This window comes from Pseudomonas delhiensis, from assembly GCF_900187975.1.
GTDB lineage: Bacteria > Pseudomonadota > Gammaproteobacteria > Pseudomonadales > Pseudomonadaceae > Pseudomonas > Pseudomonas delhiensis.
This window is the reverse complement of the sequence record NZ_FZPC01000012.1, coordinates 94,707-111,673: the sequence shown is the minus strand read 5'-3', so window position 1 is coordinate 111,673 and position 16,967 is coordinate 94,707. Positions and strand designations below refer to the sequence as shown.

The 16,967-nt window shown below is 68.9% G+C and carries 14 protein-coding genes; all 14 read left to right on the top strand.

Annotated elements, in window-relative coordinates:
* Positions 1-73: 73 nt before the first annotated feature.
* Positions 74-763 (top strand): ABC transporter permease, encoded by a 690-nt coding sequence (locus tag CHC02_RS12815; RefSeq protein ID WP_089391835.1) that lies wholly within the window; start codon positions 74-76, stop codon positions 761-763.
* Positions 764-776: 13 nt separating this feature from the next.
* Positions 777-1,475 carry an ABC transporter permease gene (locus CHC02_RS12810; RefSeq protein ID WP_089391834.1) on the top strand — a complete coding sequence of 233 codons (699 nt, stop codon included), beginning with the start codon at positions 777-779 and terminating at the stop codon, positions 1,473-1,475.
* 16 nt (positions 1,476-1,491) lie between these two features.
* Positions 1,492-2,604, top strand: a complete 1,113-nt coding sequence (locus tag CHC02_RS12805) for a succinylglutamate desuccinylase/aspartoacylase family protein (RefSeq protein ID WP_089391833.1) — start codon at positions 1,492-1,494, stop codon at positions 2,602-2,604.
* Between the two features lie 15 nt (positions 2,605-2,619).
* Positions 2,620-3,384: an arginine/ornithine transport ATP-binding protein AotP gene (gene aotP, locus CHC02_RS12800; RefSeq protein ID WP_089391832.1), complete on the top strand. Its 765-nt coding sequence runs from the start codon at positions 2,620-2,622 to the stop codon at positions 3,382-3,384.
* A 34-nt stretch (positions 3,385-3,418) separates the two neighbouring features.
* The gene (gene argR / locus CHC02_RS12795; protein WP_089391831.1) at positions 3,419-4,402 is read left to right on the top strand and encodes a transcriptional regulator ArgR; all 984 of its coding nucleotides are present in this window, start codon (positions 3,419-3,421) and stop codon (positions 4,400-4,402) included.
* Positions 4,403-5,035: 633 nt separating this feature from the next.
* The gene (locus CHC02_RS12790; RefSeq protein ID WP_089391830.1) at positions 5,036-6,256 is read left to right on the top strand and encodes an aspartate aminotransferase family protein; all 1,221 of its coding nucleotides are present in this window, start codon (positions 5,036-5,038) and stop codon (positions 6,254-6,256) included.
* A gap of 161 nt (positions 6,257-6,417) precedes the next feature.
* Complete coding sequence (gene aruF, locus CHC02_RS12785; protein WP_089391829.1) at positions 6,418-7,434, top strand: arginine/ornithine succinyltransferase subunit alpha; 1,017 nt, start codon at positions 6,418-6,420, stop codon at positions 7,432-7,434.
* Positions 7,435-7,532: 98 nt separating this feature from the next.
* Positions 7,533-8,552 carry an arginine N-succinyltransferase gene (gene astA, locus CHC02_RS12780; RefSeq protein ID WP_043267706.1) on the top strand — a complete coding sequence of 340 codons (1,020 nt, stop codon included), beginning with the start codon at positions 7,533-7,535 and terminating at the stop codon, positions 8,550-8,552.
* A gap of 28 nt (positions 8,553-8,580) precedes the next feature.
* The gene (gene astD / locus CHC02_RS12775) at positions 8,581-10,044 is read left to right on the top strand and encodes a succinylglutamate-semialdehyde dehydrogenase (RefSeq protein WP_089391828.1); all 1,464 of its coding nucleotides are present in this window, start codon (positions 8,581-8,583) and stop codon (positions 10,042-10,044) included.
* On the top strand, positions 10,044-11,390 hold the full coding sequence (gene astB / locus CHC02_RS12770; RefSeq protein ID WP_089391827.1) for an N-succinylarginine dihydrolase: 1,347 nt from the start codon (positions 10,044-10,046) through the stop codon (positions 11,388-11,390). The genes astD and astB overlap by 1 nt, the downstream gene beginning before the upstream one ends.
* 5 nt (positions 11,391-11,395) lie before the next feature.
* The gene (locus CHC02_RS12765; RefSeq protein ID WP_009620763.1) at positions 11,396-11,677 is read left to right on the top strand and encodes a hypothetical protein; all 282 of its coding nucleotides are present in this window, start codon (positions 11,396-11,398) and stop codon (positions 11,675-11,677) included.
* A gap of 51 nt (positions 11,678-11,728) precedes the next feature.
* Positions 11,729-12,727, top strand: coding sequence for a succinylglutamate desuccinylase (astE, locus tag CHC02_RS12760; RefSeq protein WP_089391826.1), 999 nt, complete (start codon positions 11,729-11,731; stop codon positions 12,725-12,727).
* A 432-nt stretch (positions 12,728-13,159) separates the two neighbouring features.
* Positions 13,160-14,164 (top strand): low-specificity L-threonine aldolase, encoded by a 1,005-nt coding sequence (gene ltaE / locus CHC02_RS12755; RefSeq protein ID WP_089391825.1) that lies wholly within the window; start codon positions 13,160-13,162, stop codon positions 14,162-14,164.
* A gap of 121 nt (positions 14,165-14,285) precedes the next feature.
* On the top strand, positions 14,286-16,910 hold the full coding sequence (alaS, locus tag CHC02_RS12750; protein ID WP_089391824.1) for an alanine--tRNA ligase: 2,625 nt from the start codon (positions 14,286-14,288) through the stop codon (positions 16,908-16,910).
* Positions 16,911-16,967 lie beyond the last annotated feature (57 nt).

The following is a 16,967-nucleotide window of genomic DNA, read 5'->3' as shown; positions in this document are numbered from 1 at the left end:
TCCGGGCTGCGGGCGGCGTGGCCCGTCGTTCTGCGTTCGCCGCTGCGGCGAGCGGTTGCATGAGGTGCTGACCATGTTCAACGGTTACGCGGCCACCATCGTCGATGGTGCCTGGCTGACCCTCCAGCTCGCCCTGTTGTCGATGGCCCTGGCGGCGGTGCTCGGCCTGGTCGGCGCGGCCTTCCGCCTGTCGCCCGTCCGCTGGCTGGCCTGGTGCGGCGACGCCTATTCCACGGTGATCCGCGGCGTGCCCGACCTGGTGCTGATCCTGCTGATCTTCTACGGCGGCCAGGACCTTGTGAACCGCGTGGCGCCGCTGCTGGGCCACGACGACTACATCGACCTCAACCCCTTCGTCGTCGGCGTCGGCACCCTCGGCTTCATCTTCGGCGCCTACCTCTCGGAAACCTTCCGCGGCGCCTTCATGGCCATCCCCAAGGGGCAGGCCGAGGCCGGCTTCGCCTACGGCATGAGCCACCTGCAGGTGTTCTTCCGCGTGCAGGTGCCGCAGATGATCCGCCTGGCCATCCCCGGCTTCACCAACAACTGGCTGGTGCTGGTCAAGGCCACCGCGCTGATCTCGGTGGTCAGCCTGCAGGACATGATGTTCAAGGCCAAGCAGGCCGCGGACGCCACCCGCGAGCCGTTTACCTGGTACCTGTTCGTCGCCGCCCTCTACCTGGTGGTGACCAGCGTCTCGCTGCTGTTGCTGCGCCTGCTCGAGCGCCGCTACTCGGTGGGCGTCAAGGTCGCGGAACTGTAAGGGGAGCCACGCGATGATCTTCGACTACACCGTCATCTGGGAAAACCTGCCGCTGTACTTCAGCGGCCTGCTGGTGACCCTCAAGCTGCTGCTGATCTCCCTGGCCGTGGGCCTGCTGCTGGCCGTGCCGCTGGCGCTGATGCGCGTGTCCAAGCGCCCGGCGGTGAACCTGCCGGCCTGGCTGTACACCTACGTCATCCGCGGCACCCCCATGCTGGTGCAGCTGTTCCTGATCTACTACGGCCTGGCCCAGTTCGAGGCGGTGCGCAACAGCGCCTTCTGGCCCTGGCTGTCCAACGCCAGCTTCTGCGCCTGCCTGGCCTTCGCCATCAACACCAGCGCCTACACCGCGGAAATCCTCGCCGGCAGCCTCAAGGCCACGCCCCACGGCGAGATCGAGGCGGCCAAGGCCATGGGCATGTCGCGCCTGAAGATGTACCGCCGCATCCTCCTGCCCTCGGCGCTGCGCCGCGCGCTGCCGCAGTACAGCAACGAGGTGATCATGATGCTGCAGACCACCAGCCTGGCGTCCATCGTCACCCTGGTGGACATCACCGGCGCCGCGCGCACCGTGAACTCGCAGTACTACCTGCCGTTCGAGGCCTTCATCACCGCCGGGGTCTTCTACCTGATCCTGACGCTGATCCTGGTGCGCCTGTTCAAGGCCGCCGAACGCCGCTGGCTGGCCTACCTGGCGCCGCGCAAGCACTGAGGCGGAGGAGCGGAGCATGCAACGCATCGATCACCTGTTGCCCTGCGCCAGCCTCGGCGCCGAACGCCGCCTGAGCGTCTTCCGCTATGGCGCCGGCGAGCGCAAGGCCTACATCCAGGCCAGCCTGCACGCCGACGAACTGCCGGGCATGCGCACCGCCTGGGAGCTGAAGCTGCGCCTGGCCGCGCTGGAGGCCGAAGGCCGCCTGCTCGGCACGGTCGAGCTGGTGCCGGTGGCCAACCCCGTCGGCCTCGGCCAGTGGCTGCAGGCCAGCCACCTCGGGCGCTTCGAGACCAGCAGCGGGCAGAATTTCAACCGCGGCTTCGTCGACCTGGCGTCCCTGGTCGAGCCGCGCGTCGCCGGCCAACTGGGCGCCGACGCACCGGCCAACGTACAACTGGTCCGCCAGCACATGCGCGAAGCCCTCGACGCGCTGGCGCCGGCCACTTCCGAGCTGCAGGGCCTGCAACGCCTGCTGCTGCGCCATGCCTGCGACGCCGACGTGGTGCTCGACCTGCACTGCGACTTCGAGGCCTGCATCCACCTCTACGCCATTCCCCAGCACTGGCCGCAGTGGCGCTCCCTGGCGGCGCGGCTGAAGGCGGGCGTGGCATTGCTGGCGGAGGATTCCGGCGGCAATTCCTTCGACGAATCCTGCTCGCTGCCCTGGCTGCGCCTGGCCCGTGCCTATCCACAGGCGGCTTTGCCCGCGGCGTGCATGGCCACCACGGTCGAGCTGGGCAGCATGGGCGACACCCGCGTCGAGCAGGCGCGCGCCAACGCCGAGGCGATCCTGGCCTTCCTCGCCGAACAGGGGCTGATCGCCGGCGATTGGCCGCAAGCGCCGGCCGAGTGCTGCGAAGGCATGCCCTTCGAGGGCACCGAATACCTCGCCGCGCCCCATGCCGGGGTGGTCAGCTTCCTGCGCCGCGCCGGCGAGTGGGTGGAGAAGGGCGAGGCGCTGTTCGAGGTGGTGGACCCGCTGAACGACAAGGTCAGCACCCTGTACGCCGGGACCGCCGGCGTGCTCTTCGCCCTGGAGCGGGGGCGCTACGCGCTGGCAGGACACTGGATGGCCAAGGTGGCCGGGCGTGAGCCGTTCCGTACGGGCCGGCTGATCAACGACTGAATTCGAGTAACCGACATGTACAAACTGGAAATCCAAGACCTGCACAAGCGCTACGGCACCCACGAAGTGCTCAAGGGCGTTTCCCTGGCGGCGAAAGCGGGCGACGTGATCAGCATCATCGGCTCCTCCGGCTCGGGCAAGAGCACCTTCCTGCGCTGCATCAACCTGCTGGAGCAGCCCCACGCCGGCAAGATCCTGCTCAACGGCGAGGAGCTGAAGCTGGTGCCGAACAAGGACGGCGCGCTCAAGGCCGCCGACACCCGCCAGCTGCAGCGCATGCGCTCGCGCCTGTCGATGGTGTTCCAGCACTTCAACCTGTGGTCGCACATGAGCGCCCTGGACAACGTCATCGAGGCGCCGGTGCACGTGCTCGGCGTATCGAAGAAGGAAGCCCTGGAGAAGGCCGAGCACTACCTGGCCAAGGTCGGCGTGGCGCACCGCAAGGACGCCTACCCGGCGCACATGAGCGGCGGCGAGCAGCAGCGCGTGGCCATCGCCCGCGCCCTGGCCATGGAGCCGGAGGTGATGCTGTTCGACGAACCGACCTCGGCGCTGGACCCGGAGCTGGTGGGCGAGGTGCTCAAGGTCATGCAGGACCTGGCCCAGGAAGGCCGCACCATGGTGGTGGTGACCCACGAGATGGGCTTCGCCCGCGAGGTCTCCAACCAGTTGGTGTTCCTGCACAAGGGCCTGGTGGAAGAGCGCGGATGTCCGAAAGAGGTGTTGGCCAACCCTCAATCGGAGCGTCTGAAGCAGTTCCTTTCCGGCAGCTTGAAGTAAGCTGTCCCCCGAAGACGTCGACAGAAGCCTCCGCATGACTGCCCAACGCATCGGTTTCCTGCTCTGGCCCCAGACCCGCGCGCTGACCCTGGCGCTCGCCGAGGAGGCCCTGCGGGTCGCCCGGCGCCTGCACCCCGAAGCGCTCTACGACCCGGTGTTCATGAACGCCGAGCAGCCCGCCGAGGGCGAAGGCTGGCGCCTGCCGGGGCAGGCCTGGCAGGGCGTGCTGGAGCAGTGCCAGCGCGTCTTCCTGGTCGCCGACGAGGCGCCGCAGCAGGTCTCCGCGCCACTGGCCGCCGCCCTCAAGCAGCTGGCCCGCGGCGGCGCCAGCGTCGGCGCGCTGTCCGCCGGCATCTACCCGCTGGCCCAGCTCGGCCTGCTCGACGGCTACCGCGCCGCGGTGCACTGGCGCTGGCACGACGACTTCACCGAGCGCTACCCCAAGGTCATCGCCACCAACCACCTGTTCGAGTGGGACCGCGACCGTCTCAGCGCCTGCGGCGGCATGGCCGTGCTCGACCTGCTGCTGGCGGTGTTGTCCCGCGACCACGGCGCGGAGCTGGCCGGCGCGGTGTCCGAGGAGCTGGTGGTCGAGCGCATCCGCGAGGGCAGCGAGCGCCAGCGCATTCCGCTGAAGAACCGCCTGGGCTCCAGCCACCCCAAGCTCACCCAGGCGGTGCTGCTGATGGAGGCGAACATCGAGGAGCCGCTGACCACCGACGAGATCGCCCAGCACGTCTGCGTGTCGCGCCGCCAGCTGGAGCGCATCTTCAAGCAGTACCTGACCCGCGTGCCCAGCCAGTACTACCTGGAACTGCGCCTGAACCGCGCGCGGCAGATGCTCATGCAGACCAGCAAGTCGATCATCCAGATCGGCCTGTCCTGCGGCTTCTCCAGCGGCCCGCACTTCTCCAGCGCCTACCGCAACTTCTTTGGCGTGACCCCCCGCGAAGACCGCAACCAGCGCCGCGGCCAGGGCGCCGCCGACGGCGCGCCGGGGCCTGGCGAGCGGGGATGAGTGGAGCGGGGGAGGCTCCCGGTTACGCTGACGTTGGGCTTGGCCGCGTTCCCTCTCCCCAGCCCTCTCCCTGAAGGGAGAGGGGGCTTGTCCGTGCCGAGAGAAGGTATGGTCTTAGCCTGAGGCTTTCGGCGTTGCCGGCTAACTCCTGTACATCCGCGTCTGCCCAACGGTCCCCTCTCCCTTCAGGGAGAGGGTTAGGGAGAGGGGCGGAGCCGAGTCCAGGCGCCGTAGCTACCGGGGAATCCCCTTCGCGAGCAAGCTCGCTCCTACAAGAGCAAGCGCGGTGCTGCGTGGGCTTTTCGTAGGAGCGAGCTTGCTCGCGAACAATCGGGATTTCCCGGCAACGCCGAGCGTCCCGGAGAGGAAGGGCCAGGCGTCCTCTCTCCCCCACGAAAACCCCACCCAACCTTCCCCTGTCCGGCCATCGAACAAATTCCCCCGCGCCTTGTACCCGCGGGCCCTCCCTGGCTTTACACTGCGCCTTACCGACGCTTTCTGTCGCATTTCCGAAAGCCTCGGAAATCCACGGGTTGGCGCTATAAGAAGTTGTCGCTTGGCGGCAATGCCAACCGGTCTTTCGTCCCTACAATCCTTCCATCGATAGCCGCCTCGCCAGGCAGGAGAACACCGATGTCCGCTCCGCACGCTCAGGTACAACGCTCCGACTTCGACCAGCTGATGGTCCCCAACTACTCTCCGGCCGCCTTCATCCCGGTGCGTGGTCAGGGTTCGCGAGTCTGGGACCAGAGCGGCCGCGAGCTGGTGGACTTCGCCGGCGGCATCGCCGTCAACTCCCTGGGCCACTGCCACCCGGCGCTGGTGGGCGCGCTGGCCGAGCAGGCCAACGCCATCTGGCACGTGTCCAACGTGTTCACCAACGAGCCGGCGCTGCGCCTGGCGCAGAAGCTGATCGACGCCACCTTCGCCGAGCGGGTGTTCTTCGCCAACTCCGGCGCCGAGGCCAACGAGGCCGCGCTCAAGCTGGCGCGCCGCTACGCCCACGACGTCTACGGCGCGCAGAAGTACGAGATCATCTCGATGGTCAACAGCTTCCACGGCCGCACCCTGTTCACCGTCAACGTCGGCGGCCAGGCCAAGTACTCCGACGGCTTCGGGCCGAAGGTCGAGGGCATCACCCACATCCCGTTCAACGACCTGGACGCGCTCAAGGCGGCCATCTCGGACAAGACCTGCGCCGTGATCATCGAGCCGGTGCAGGGCGAGAGCGGCGTGCTGCCGGCCGACAAGGCCTACCTGGAAGGCGTGCGCAAGCTGTGCGACGACAACGGCGCGCTGCTGATCTTCGACGAAGTGCAGAGCGGCTTCGGCCGTACCGGCTACCTCTACGCCTACCAGCACTACGGCGTGACCCCGGACATCCTCTCCAGCGCCAAGAGCCTGGGCGGCGGCTTCCCCATCGGCGCCATGCTGACCACCGCGAAGATCGCCGAGCACCTGGTGGTGGGCACCCACGGCACCACCTACGGCGGCAACCCGCTGGCCTGCGCGGTTTCTGGCGCGGCCTTCGATGTGATCAATACTCCTGAGGTGCTCGAAGGCGTGCGCGCCAAGCACGAGCGCTTCAAGGCGCGTCTGGAGAAGCTCGGCCAGGAATACGGCATCTTCACCCAGGTCCGCGGCCTCGGCCTGCTGATCGGCGCGGTGCTGTCCGATGCCTGGAAGGGCAAGGCCAAGGACGTGTTCAACGCCGCCGAGAAGGAAGGCCTGATGATCCTGCAGGCCGGCCCGGACGTGGTGCGCTTCGCGCCCAGCCTGGTGATCGACGACGCCGACATCGACGAAGGCCTGGATCGCCTGGAGCGCGCGGTGGCCAAGCTCACCCGCAGCTGATCGGCAGTACGGCGCCGGGCATCCCGCCGGCGCCGGTTCGACCCGGCCGGGTGCGCCCGGCCGTTCTTCGCAGGCCCCGAATGCGTTGGCGCAGGCCCTCCCGTGCCCGCGACGCGATGGGGAAAGTTCATGTGGTTTTGTCTGGTTAGAGGAGTGACGCCATGCTGGTGATGCGCCCCGCCCAAGTGGCCGACCTGCAGCAGGTGCAGCGTCTCGCCGCGGACAGCCCGGTCGGCGTCACGTCGCTGCCGGACGACGCGGAAAGGCTGAAGGAAAAGATCCTGGCCTCGGAGGCGTCGTTCGCCGCCGAAGTCAGCTACAACGGCGAGGAAAGCTACTTCTTCGTCCTCGAGGACACGCAGACCGGGCAACTGGTCGGCTGCTCGGCCATAGTCGCTTCGGCCGGCTTCTCCGAGCCCTTCTACAGCTTCCGCAACGAGACCTTCGTGCACGCCTCGCGCGAGTTGAAGATCCACAACAAGATCCACGTCCTCTCGCTGTGCCACGACCTTACCGGCAACAGCCTGCTGACCAGCTTCTACGTGCGGCGCGAACTGGTGAACACGCCCGTCGCCGAACTCAACTCCCGCGGCCGTCTGCTGTTCATGGCCAGCCACCCGGAGCGCTTCGCCGACGCCGTGGTCACCGAGATCGTCGGCTACAGCGACGAGCAGGGCGAGTCGCCGTTCTGGAACGCCGTGGGGCGCAACTTCTTCGACCTCAACTACAGCGAGGCCGAGAAGCTCTCCGGGCTGAAGAGCCGCACCTTCCTCGCCGAGCTGATGCCGCACTACCCGATCTACGTGCCGCTGCTGCCGGACGAGGCCCAGGAGGCCATGGGCCAGGTGCACCCGCGGGCGCAGATCACCTTCGACATCCTGATGCGCGAAGGCTTCGAGACCGACAACTACATCGACATCTTCGATGGCGGCCCGACCCTGCACGCACGTACCTCGGGCATCCGCTCCATCGCCCAGAGCCGCCTGGTGCCGGTGCGCATCGGCGAGGTGCCCAAGGCCACCCGCAGCTACCTGGTCACCAACGGCCTGCTGCAGGACTACCGCGCGCTGGTCGCCGAGCTGGACTGGGTGCCCGGCAAGCCGGTGACCCTCAGCGCCGAGACCGCCGAGGCCCTGGGCATCGGCGAGGGTGCCAGCGTCCGCCTGGTGGCGGTGTGAGTCATGGGCTGCAGGCTGCAAGCGGCAGGCTGCGGGCCCAAACGGAAGCTTTCGCCGGTGGCCTGCAGCCTGCGGCCTGAAGCCGAAACGGAGTGAATATGATCGTTCGTCCTGTCACCAGCGCCGACCTGCCGGCCCTCATAGAACTGGCGCGCAGCACCGGCACCGGGCTGACCACGCTGCCGGCCAACGAACAGCGCCTGGCGCACCGCGTCGGCTGGGCCGAGAAGGCCTTCCGCGGCGAAGCCGAGCGCGCCGACGCCGACTACCTGTTCGTCCTCGAGGACGACGCCGGCAAGGTCGTCGGCATCTCCGCCGTGGCCGGCGCCGTCGGCCTGCGCGAGCCCTGGTACAACTACCGCGTCGGCCTCACCGTCAGCGCCTCCCAGGAACTGGGCATCCACCGCGAGATCCCCACGCTGTTCCTGGCCAACGACCTCACCGGGCAGTCCGAGCTGTGCTCGCTGTTCCTGCATGCCGACCACCGCACGGGCCTCAACGGCCGCCTGCTGTCCAAGGCGCGCTTCCTGTTCATCGCCGAGTTCCGCGAGCTGTTCGGCGACAAGGTGATCGCCGAGATGCGCGGCATGTCCGACGCCGACGGCCGCTCGCCGTTCTGGGAGAGCCTGGGCCGGCACTTCTTCAAGATGGAATTCAGCCAGGCGGACTACCTGACTGGCGTCGGCAACAAAGCCTTCATCGCCGAACTGATGCCGAAATTCCCGCTGTACACCTGCTTCCTCTCGGAAGAGGCGCGCAACGTGATCGGCCGTGTGCACCCGGATACCGAACCGGCGCTGGCCATGCTCAAGGCCGAGGGCTTCAGCTACCAGGGCTACGTCGACATCTTCGACGCCGGCCCGGCCATCGAGGCGCCGACCGAGAAGATCCGCGCCATCGCCGACAGCCAGGCGCTGGTGCTGGCCATCGGCACGCCGGGCGATGACGCCGAGCCCTACCTGATCCACAACCGCAAGCGCGAGGAGTGCCGCATCGCCGCGGCCCCGGCGCGGGTCGCCGCCGGCTCCCTGGTGGTCGACGCGCAGACCGCCAAGCGCCTGCGCCTGTCCGCCGGCGCCTCGGTGCGCGCGGTGCCGCTGTCCGCCGGAAAACGCTGATCCCGCGCGGATCGGAGGAGAACAAGAGATGACTACCCACTACATCGCCGGCCAGTGGCAGGCGGGCGAGGGCGATGCCCTGGAATCCCTCGACCCGGTCAGCCAGGCCGTGGTCTGGAGCGGCCGCGCCGCCAGCGCCGCGCAGGTCGACGCCGCCGTGGCCGCCGCCCGCGCCGCCTTCCCGGCCTGGGCGCGGCGCCCGCTGGAGGAACGCATCGCCGTGCTGGAAGCCTTCGCCGCCACCCTCAAGGCGCGCGGCGACGAGCTGGCCCGGGCGATCGGCGAAGAGACCGGCAAGCCGCTGTGGGAAGCCACCACCGAGGTCACCAGCATGGTCAACAAGGTGGCCATCTCGGTCCAGGCGTATCGCGAGCGCACCGGCACCAAGAGCGGCCCGCTGGCCGACGCCACCGCCGTGCTGCGCCACAAGCCCCACGGGGTGGTCGCGGTGTTCGGCCCCTACAACTTCCCCGGCCACCTGCCCAACGGCCACATAGTGCCGGCGCTGCTGGCCGGCAACGCGGTGATCTTCAAGCCCAGCGAGCTGACGCCGAAAGTCGCCGAACTGACCCTGCGCGCCTGGATCGACGCCGGCCTGCCGGCGGGCGTGCTCAACCTGGTGCAGGGCGCCCGCGACACCGGCGTGGCCCTGGCCGGCCACGGGGGCATCGACGGCCTGTTCTTCACCGGCTCCAGCCGCACCGGCAACCTGCTGCACAGCCAGTTCGGCGGCCAGCCGCAGAAGATCCTGGCGCTGGAGATGGGCGGCAACAACCCGCTGATCGTCGATGAAGTGCGGGACGTGGATGCCGCGGTCTACACCATCATCCAGTCCGCCTTCATCTCCGCCGGCCAGCGCTGCACCTGCGCGCGGCGCCTGCTGGTGCCGGCGGGCGAGTGGGGCGACGCCCTGCTGGCGCGCCTGGTGGCGGTGAGCGCGAGCATCAAGGTCGGCCGCTTCGACGAACAACCGGCGCCGTTCATGGGCTCGGTGATCTCCCTGGCCGCCGCCGAGCACCTGCTCAAGGCCCAGGAGCACCTGCTGGCCAACGGCGCCGTGGCCCTGCTGGCCATGTCCCAGCCGCTGGAAGGCGCGGCCCTGCTGACCCCCGGCATCCTCGACGTGACCGCCGTGGGCGAGCGCCCGGACGAGGAGTTCTTCGGCCCGCTGCTGCAGGTCATCCGCTACGCCGGTTTCGACGAAGCCGTGCGCGAGGCCAACGCCACCCAGTACGGCCTGGCCGCCGGCCTGCTGTCGGACTCCCGCGAGCGCTTCGAGGGCTTCCTGCTGGAGAGCCGCGCCGGCATCGTCAACTGGAACAAGCAACTGACCGGCGCCGCCAGCAGCGCGCCCTTCGGCGGCATCGGCGCCTCCGGCAACCACCGTCCCAGCGCCTACTACGCCGCCGACTACTGCGCCTATCCGGTGGCCTCGCTGGAAAGCGAAAGCCTTGCCCTGCCTGCAACCCTGACTCCGGGAGTGAGCCTGTGATGACCGCCCATGAAATGAACTTCGACGGTCTTGTCGGCCCGACGCACAACTACGGTGGCCTGTCCTACGGCAACGTCGCCTCGCAGAGCAACAGCCAGGTGGCGTCCAACCCCAAGGAAGCCGCCAAGCAGGGCCTGGCGAAGATGAAGGCGCTGATGGACATGGGCTTCAAGCAGGGCGTGCTGGCCCCGCAGGAACGCCCGGCCGTGGCCTCGCTGCGGGCCCTCGGCTTCAGCGGCAGCGACGCCGAGGTGATCGCCAGGGCGGCCAGGGAAGCCATGCCGCTGCTCGCCGCGGTCAGCTCGGCCTCGTGCATGTGGACGGCCAATGCCGCCACCGTCAGCCCCAGCGCCGACACCGCCGATGGCCGCGTGCACTTCACCGCCGCCAACCTCAACTGCAAGTTCCACCGCTCCATCGAGCACCCGGTCACCAGCCGCATCCTCGGCGCCATGTTCCGCGACGAGAAGCACTTCGTCCACCACCCGGCGCTGCCGGCGGTGGCGCAGTTCGGCGACGAAGGCGCGGCCAACCACACGCGCTTCTGCAAGGGCTACGGCGAGGCCGGCGTGGAGTTCTTCGTGTTCGGCCGCAGCGCCTTCGACAGCCGCTTCCCCCAGCCTATGCGCTACCCGGCGCGGCAGACCCTGGAAGCCTGCCAGGCGGTGGCCCGCCTGCACGGCCTGGGCGAGGAGGGCGTGGTCTACGCCCAGCAGAACCCGGCGGTGATCGACCAGGGCGTGTTCCACAACGACGTGATCTCGGTGGGCAACGGCGAGGTGCTGTTCTACCACCAGGACGCCTTCCTCGACACCGACAGGGTGCTGGCCGAGCTGGACGCCAAGCTGGCCCGTCGCGGCGGCCGCTTCCAGGCGGTGCGGGTGCCCGCCGACCAGGTCGCGGTGGAGGACGCGGTGCGTTCCTACCTGTTCAACAGCCAGTTGCTCAGCCGCGCCGACGGCAGCATGCTGCTGATCGTCCCGGAAGAGTGCCGGCAGAACGAGCGCGTGTGGCGCTACCTGTCGCGCCTGACCGCCGAAGGCGGGCCGATCCGCGAGGTGAAGGTCTTCGATCTCAAGCAGAGCATGCAGAATGGCGGCGGCCCGGCCTGCCTGCGCCTGCGCGTGGCGCTCAACGAGGCCGAGCTGGCCGCGGTGAACCCGGGCGTGGTCATGACCCCGGCGCTGTACGACACCCTGGTGGCCTGGGTCGACAAGCACTACCGCGACCGCCTGTCCGAAGCCGACCTGGCCGACCCGCAGCTGCTGGTGGAATGCCGGACGGCATTGGATGAACTGAGCCGGATCCTTAAACTGGGCTCCGTCTATCCCTTCCAGATGAGTTGAACGCCATGACCACCGAAAGCCTCCCGCTGATCCTCGAAGACGCCACCGGCGCCCGTCGCGAGACCCACAGCGCCCGCCTGGCCATCCGCCTGGAGGGCCGCGACCTGTGGCTGGAGGCCGACGGCAAGGGCGGCCTGCTGATCTACGCCGAGTCCTTCGAGGAGGACACCGAGGTGCCGCTGCTGGTGGTCCGCCCGCAGGCGGTCAACCAGCTCAGCCTGAGCCTGGAGCTGGAGGCCGCCGAAGTCCACGAACATGGTCCAGACTGTGGATGTGACCATCACTGATCGCAGGGGCCGCCGCCCGCAAGTGCCGGCGGCCAACCGGGAGACCCGCGCATGCTAGCACTGGGCAAGCTGCTCGACCTGACCCTCGTCGGTCGCGAGCCGACCGAGAAGATCCAGCTCACCGCCGACGGCACGCGCCTGCACTGGCTGGCCGAGGGCGCCCTCGAGGTGACCCCCGCCAGCGGCCGCGACAACGGCCTGGACCTGCTGCTCTCGGCCGGCATCCACGGCAACGAGACGGCGCCCATCGAACTGCTCGACCGCCTGGTCCAGCGCATCGCCCGCGGCGAGCTGAAGCCGGCGGCGCGCCTGCTGTTCCTGCTCGGCAACCCGGAGGCCATGCGCCGCGGCGAACGCTACCTGGAGCAGGACATCAACCGCCTGTTCTGCGGCCGCCACGAGGACGGCAGCGGCAGCGAGGCCCTGCGCGCCGCCGAGCTGGAGCGCCTGGCCGCGGCCTTCTTCGCCCGCGACGGCCGCCAGCGCCTGCACTACGACCTGCACACGGCCATCCGCGGCTCGAAGATCGAGCAGTTCGCCCTCTACCCCTGGAGCGAGGGCCGCGAGCACTCCCGCGCCGAGCTGGCGCGCCTGCGCCGCGCCGGCATAGACGCGGTGCTGCTGCAGAGCAAGACCGGCATCACCTTCAGTTCCTACACCTACAGCCGCCTGGGCGCCGAGGCCTTCACCCTGGAACTGGGCAAGGCGCGGCCCTTCGGGCAGAACCAGGTGGTCAACCTGGGCCGCCTGGAGGCGCTGCTGCAGGTGCTGGTCGACGGCACCGAGGCGCCGGCCGGGGAGGGCGGGCTGGACGGCCTGCAGCTGTTCGCCGTGTCCCGCGAGGTGATCAAGCACAGCGACCACTTCCGCCTGCACCTGGACGACGCCGTGGACAACTTCACCGAGCTGGACCACGGCTACCTGCTCGCCGAGGACATCGGCGGCACCCGCTGGATCGTCGAAGAGAAGGGCGCCCGCATCATCTTCCCCAACCCGCGGGTGAGGAACGGCCTGCGCGCGGGCATCCTCGTGGTGCCCACCAAGCTCTGAACCACGGCGCCGCTCCGGCCCCATGCCCACCTCTGGCCCTACCTGCAGGAGCGCGCCCTGCGCGCGATTCGCGGACAGAGTCCGCTCCTACGGTTCCAGGAAGGCATGGACGTAGGCGCAATTGTCTTGCTGCCCGCGCCGCCTCTTTCCAACCCGTAGGGCGCATAACGCCTACGGCGTTATCCGCCGCGGCCGTCGGGCACCGGCGTTCCGGCCAACGGCGGATAACCGCGAACGGTTATTCGCCCTACGGTCGAGTACGGACGTAGGACTTCGTCCGCGATTGGGCCCGCCGGCCACGTCGGGCACCCCGGCGGCACGACCATCGGCGGATAACCGCAAACGGTTGTTCGCCCTACGGACAGCCGTCCTTGTTCCGGGGCTGGCAAGCGCATAGCATCGGGCTTTTCCCCCGTTTTCCAGGAGCCCGCCATGTCCGTCATCGACCTTCGCAGCGACACCGTCACCCTGCCCAGTGCCGGGATGCGCGAGGCCATGGCCCGGGCCGAGCTGGGCGACGACGTCTATGGCGAGGACCCCACCGTCAACCGCCTGGAGGCCACCCTGGCCGAGCGCCTGGGCTTCACCTCCGCGCTCTTTGTGCCCACCGGCACCATGAGCAACCTGCTCGGGCTGATGGCCCACTGCGGCCGTGGCGACGAATACATCGTCGGCCAGCAGGCCCACACCTATAAATACGAGGGCGGCGGCGCCGCGGTGCTGGGTTCGATCCAGCCGCAGCCCATCGAGGGCGAGGCCGACGGCTCGCTGGACCTGGGCAAGGTCGAGGCGGCCATCAAGCAGGACGACTTCCACTTCGCCCGTACCCGCCTGCTGGCCCTGGAAAACACCATGCAGGGCAAGGTCCTGCCGCTGGCCTACCTGGCCGCCGCCCGCGAGCTGACCCGCCGCCGCGGCCTGGGCCTGCACCTGGACGGCGCGCGCCTGTACAACGCGGCGGTGAAGCTGGGCGTGGACGCCGGCGAGATCACCCGCCACTTCGATTCCGTCTCGGTGTGCCTGTCCAAGGGGCTGGGCGCGCCGGTGGGCTCGGTGCTGTGCGGCAGCGCCGAGCTGATCGGCAGGGCCCGTCGCCTGCGCAAGATGGTCGGCGGCGGCATGCGCCAGGCCGGCGGCCTGGCCGCGGCCGGGCTGTATGCGCTGGACCACCAGGTCGAGCGCCTGGCCGAGGACCACGCCAACGCCGAGACCCTCGGCCGCGGCCTGGCGGAGCTGGGCTACGCCATCGAGCCGGTGCAGACCAACATGGTCTACGTCGGCATCGGCGAGCGCGCCGAAGCCCTGCGCGGCTTCCTCGGCGAGCGCGGCATCCGCGTCAGCGCCGCCCCGCGCCTGCGCCTGGTCACCCACCTGGACGTGAAAACGGCGGACATTCCCCGTATCGTCGAAGCTTTCGCCGCCTTTCGTCGCGACTGACTAGGATGGAAGCACAATAGCTGCCATCTATCGTACAAACACACTGTACCCGGTACGCAGGGCCGATATAATGCGGCCCTTTGCCGGCGATTCGTGGCCGCATTTTTCCGTGGAAGAACCTATGAAAAGCGCTGAAATCCGTGAAGCCTTCCTCCGCTTCTTCGAAGAGAAGGGGCATACCCGCGTAGCGTCGAGTTCGCTGATTCCGGCGAACGACCCGACCCTGCTGTTCACCAACGCCGGCATGAACCAGTTCAAGGACTGCTTCCTGGGCCTGGAGAAACGCGCCTACACTCGCGCCACCACCAGCCAGAAGTGCGTGCGCGCCGGCGGCAAGCACAACGACCTGGAAAACGTCGGCTACACCGCGCGCCACCACACCTTCTTCGAGATGCTGGGCAACTTCAGCTTCGGCGACTACTTCAAGCGCGACGCCATCCACTACGCCTGGGAATTCCTGACCTCGGACAAGTGGCTGAACCTGCCCAGGGAAAAACTCTGGGTCACCGTCTACGCCAGCGATGACGAGGCCTACGACATCTGGACCAAGGAAGTCGGCGTGCCCGCCGAGCGCATGGTGCGCATCGGCGACAACAAGGGCGCCCCCTACGCCTCCGACAACTTCTGGGCGATGGGCGACACCGGTCCCTGCGGCCCCTGCACCGAGATCTTCTACGACCACGGCGCCGACATCTGGGGCGGCCCGCCCGGTTCCCCGGAAGAGGACGGCGACCGCTACATCGAGATCTGGAACAACGTGTTCATGCAGTTCAACCGCACCGCGGACGGCGTCATGCACCCGCTGCCGGCGCCGAGCGTGGACACCGGCATGGGCCTGGAGCGCATCAGCGCGGTCCTGCAGCACGTCCACTCGAACTACGAGATCGACCTGTTCCAGAGCCTGCTGAAAGCCTCCGCCGAGGCCATCGGCTGCGCCAACGACGACGCGCCGTCGCTGAAAGTGGTGGCCGACCACATCCGTTCCTGCAGCTTCCTCATCGCCGACGGCGTGCTGCCGTCCAACGAGGGCCGCGGCTACGTGCTGCGCCGCATCATCCGCCGCGCCTGCCGCCACGGCAACAAGCTGGGCGCCAAGGGCAGCTTCTTCCACAAGATCGTCGCCGCCCTGGTGGCCGAGATGGGCGAAGCCTTCCCCGAGCTGAAGCAACAGCAGGCGCACATCGAGCGCGTGCTCAAGACCGAGGAAGAGCAGTTCGCCAAGACCCTCGAACAGGGCCTGAAGATCCTCGAACAGGACCTGAGCGAACTGAAAGGCAGCGTCATCCCCGGCAACGTGGTGTTCAAGCTGTACGACACCTACGGCTTCCCGGTGGACCTGACCAACGACATCGCCCGCGAGCGCAGCCTGACCCTCGACGAGGAAGGCTTCGAGCGCGAGATGGAGGCCCAGCGCGAGCGCGCCCGCTCCGCCAGCGCCTTCGGCATGGACTACAACGCCCTGGTCAAGGTCGACGGCGACACCCGCTTCCTGGGCTACCAGGGTGTTTCCGGCGCCGGGCAGATCATCGCGCTGTTCAAGGACGGCAAGGCCGTCGAGAAGCTCAACGAAGGCGAGGAGGGCGTGGTCGTCCTCGACCAGACGCCGTTCTACGCCGAATCCGGCGGCCAGGTCGGCGACTGCGGCACCCTGTCCGGCGCCGGCGTGCGCTTCGACGTGCGCGACACCACCAAGGCCGGCGGCGCCCACCTGCACCACGGCATCGTCGCCCAGGGCAGCCTGAGCGTCGGCGCCGCGGTCAAGGCCGAGGTCGACGCCAGCGTGCGCCAGGCCACCGCGCTGAACCACTCCGCCACCCACCTGCTGCACGCCGCGCTGCGCCAGGTGCTGGGCGACCACGTGCAGCAGAAGGGCTCGCTGGTCGACAGCCAGCGCCTGCGCTTCGACTTCAGCCACTTCGAGGCCATCAAGCCCGAGCAGTTGAAGCGGCTGGAAGACATCGTCAACGCCGAGATCCGCAAGAACAGCGAGGTCGAGACCGAAGAGACCGACATCGACACCGCCAAGGCCAAGGGCGCCATGGCGCTGTTCGGCGAGAAGTACGGCGACCAGGTGCGCGTGCTGACCATGGGCGGCGGCTTCTCCGTCGAGCTGTGCGGCGGCACCCACGTGTCCCGCACCGGCGACATCGGCCTGTTCAAGATCACCAGCGAAGGCGGCGTGGCCGCCGGCGTGCGCCGCATCGAGGCGGTGACCGGCGCGGCTGCGCTGGCCTACCTGAACGGCGCCGAAGAGCAGCTCAAGGAAGCCGCCGGCCTGGTCAAGGGCAGCCGCGACAACCTGCTGGACAAGCTCTCCGGCCTGCTCGAGCGCAACCGCCAACTGGAGAAGGAACTGGAGCAGCTCAAGGCCAAGGCCGCCAGCGCCGCCGGTGACGACCTGGCCGGTTCCGCCGTGGACGTGGCCGGGGTGAAAGTGCTGGCCGCGCGCCTCGACGGCCTGGACGGCAAGGCGCTGCTGGCGCTGGTCGACCAATTGAAGAACAAGCTGGGCAGCGGCGTGATCCTGCTCGGCGGGCTGTTCGAAGAGAAAGTGGTGCTGGTCGCCGGGGTCACCCAGGACCTGGCCGCCAAACTCAAGGCCGGCGACCTGATGAAGCAGGCCGCGGCGGCCGTGGGCGGCAAGGGCGGCGGTCGCCCGGACATGGCCCAGGGCGGCGGCACCGACGCCGGCAAGCTGGACGAGGCCCTGGCCCTGGCCAAGGCCTTCGTCGAACAGGGCCGGTAAGCACCGGCAAGGCCAGGCCCGCGGCGCGCCCGGCGGGTCTTGGCAAGGGGCAGCGAT

Coding starts and splice junctions, on each gene's coding strand:
- ltaE (WP_089391825.1), top strand. CDS start 13,160: ATGTCCGTCATCGACCTTCGCAGCGACACCGTCACCCTGCCCAGTGCC.
- CHC02_RS12815 (WP_089391835.1), top strand. CDS start 74: ATGTTCAACGGTTACGCGGCCACCATCGTCGATGGTGCCTGGCTGACC.
- CHC02_RS12805 (WP_089391833.1), top strand. CDS start 1,492: ATGCAACGCATCGATCACCTGTTGCCCTGCGCCAGCCTCGGCGCCGAA.
- aruF (WP_089391829.1), top strand. CDS start 6,418: ATGCTGGTGATGCGCCCCGCCCAAGTGGCCGACCTGCAGCAGGTGCAG.
- astB (WP_089391827.1), top strand. CDS start 10,044: ATGACCGCCCATGAAATGAACTTCGACGGTCTTGTCGGCCCGACGCAC.
- argR (WP_089391831.1), top strand. CDS start 3,419: ATGACTGCCCAACGCATCGGTTTCCTGCTCTGGCCCCAGACCCGCGCG.
- CHC02_RS12810 (WP_089391834.1), top strand. CDS start 777: ATGATCTTCGACTACACCGTCATCTGGGAAAACCTGCCGCTGTACTTC.
- CHC02_RS12790 (WP_089391830.1), top strand. CDS start 5,036: ATGTCCGCTCCGCACGCTCAGGTACAACGCTCCGACTTCGACCAGCTG.
- astA (WP_043267706.1), top strand. CDS start 7,533: ATGATCGTTCGTCCTGTCACCAGCGCCGACCTGCCGGCCCTCATAGAA.
- alaS (WP_089391824.1), top strand. CDS start 14,286: ATGAAAAGCGCTGAAATCCGTGAAGCCTTCCTCCGCTTCTTCGAAGAG.
- astD (WP_089391828.1), top strand. CDS start 8,581: ATGACTACCCACTACATCGCCGGCCAGTGGCAGGCGGGCGAGGGCGAT.
- CHC02_RS12765 (WP_009620763.1), top strand. CDS start 11,396: ATGACCACCGAAAGCCTCCCGCTGATCCTCGAAGACGCCACCGGCGCC.
- astE (WP_089391826.1), top strand. CDS start 11,729: ATGCTAGCACTGGGCAAGCTGCTCGACCTGACCCTCGTCGGTCGCGAG.
- aotP (WP_089391832.1), top strand. CDS start 2,620: ATGTACAAACTGGAAATCCAAGACCTGCACAAGCGCTACGGCACCCAC.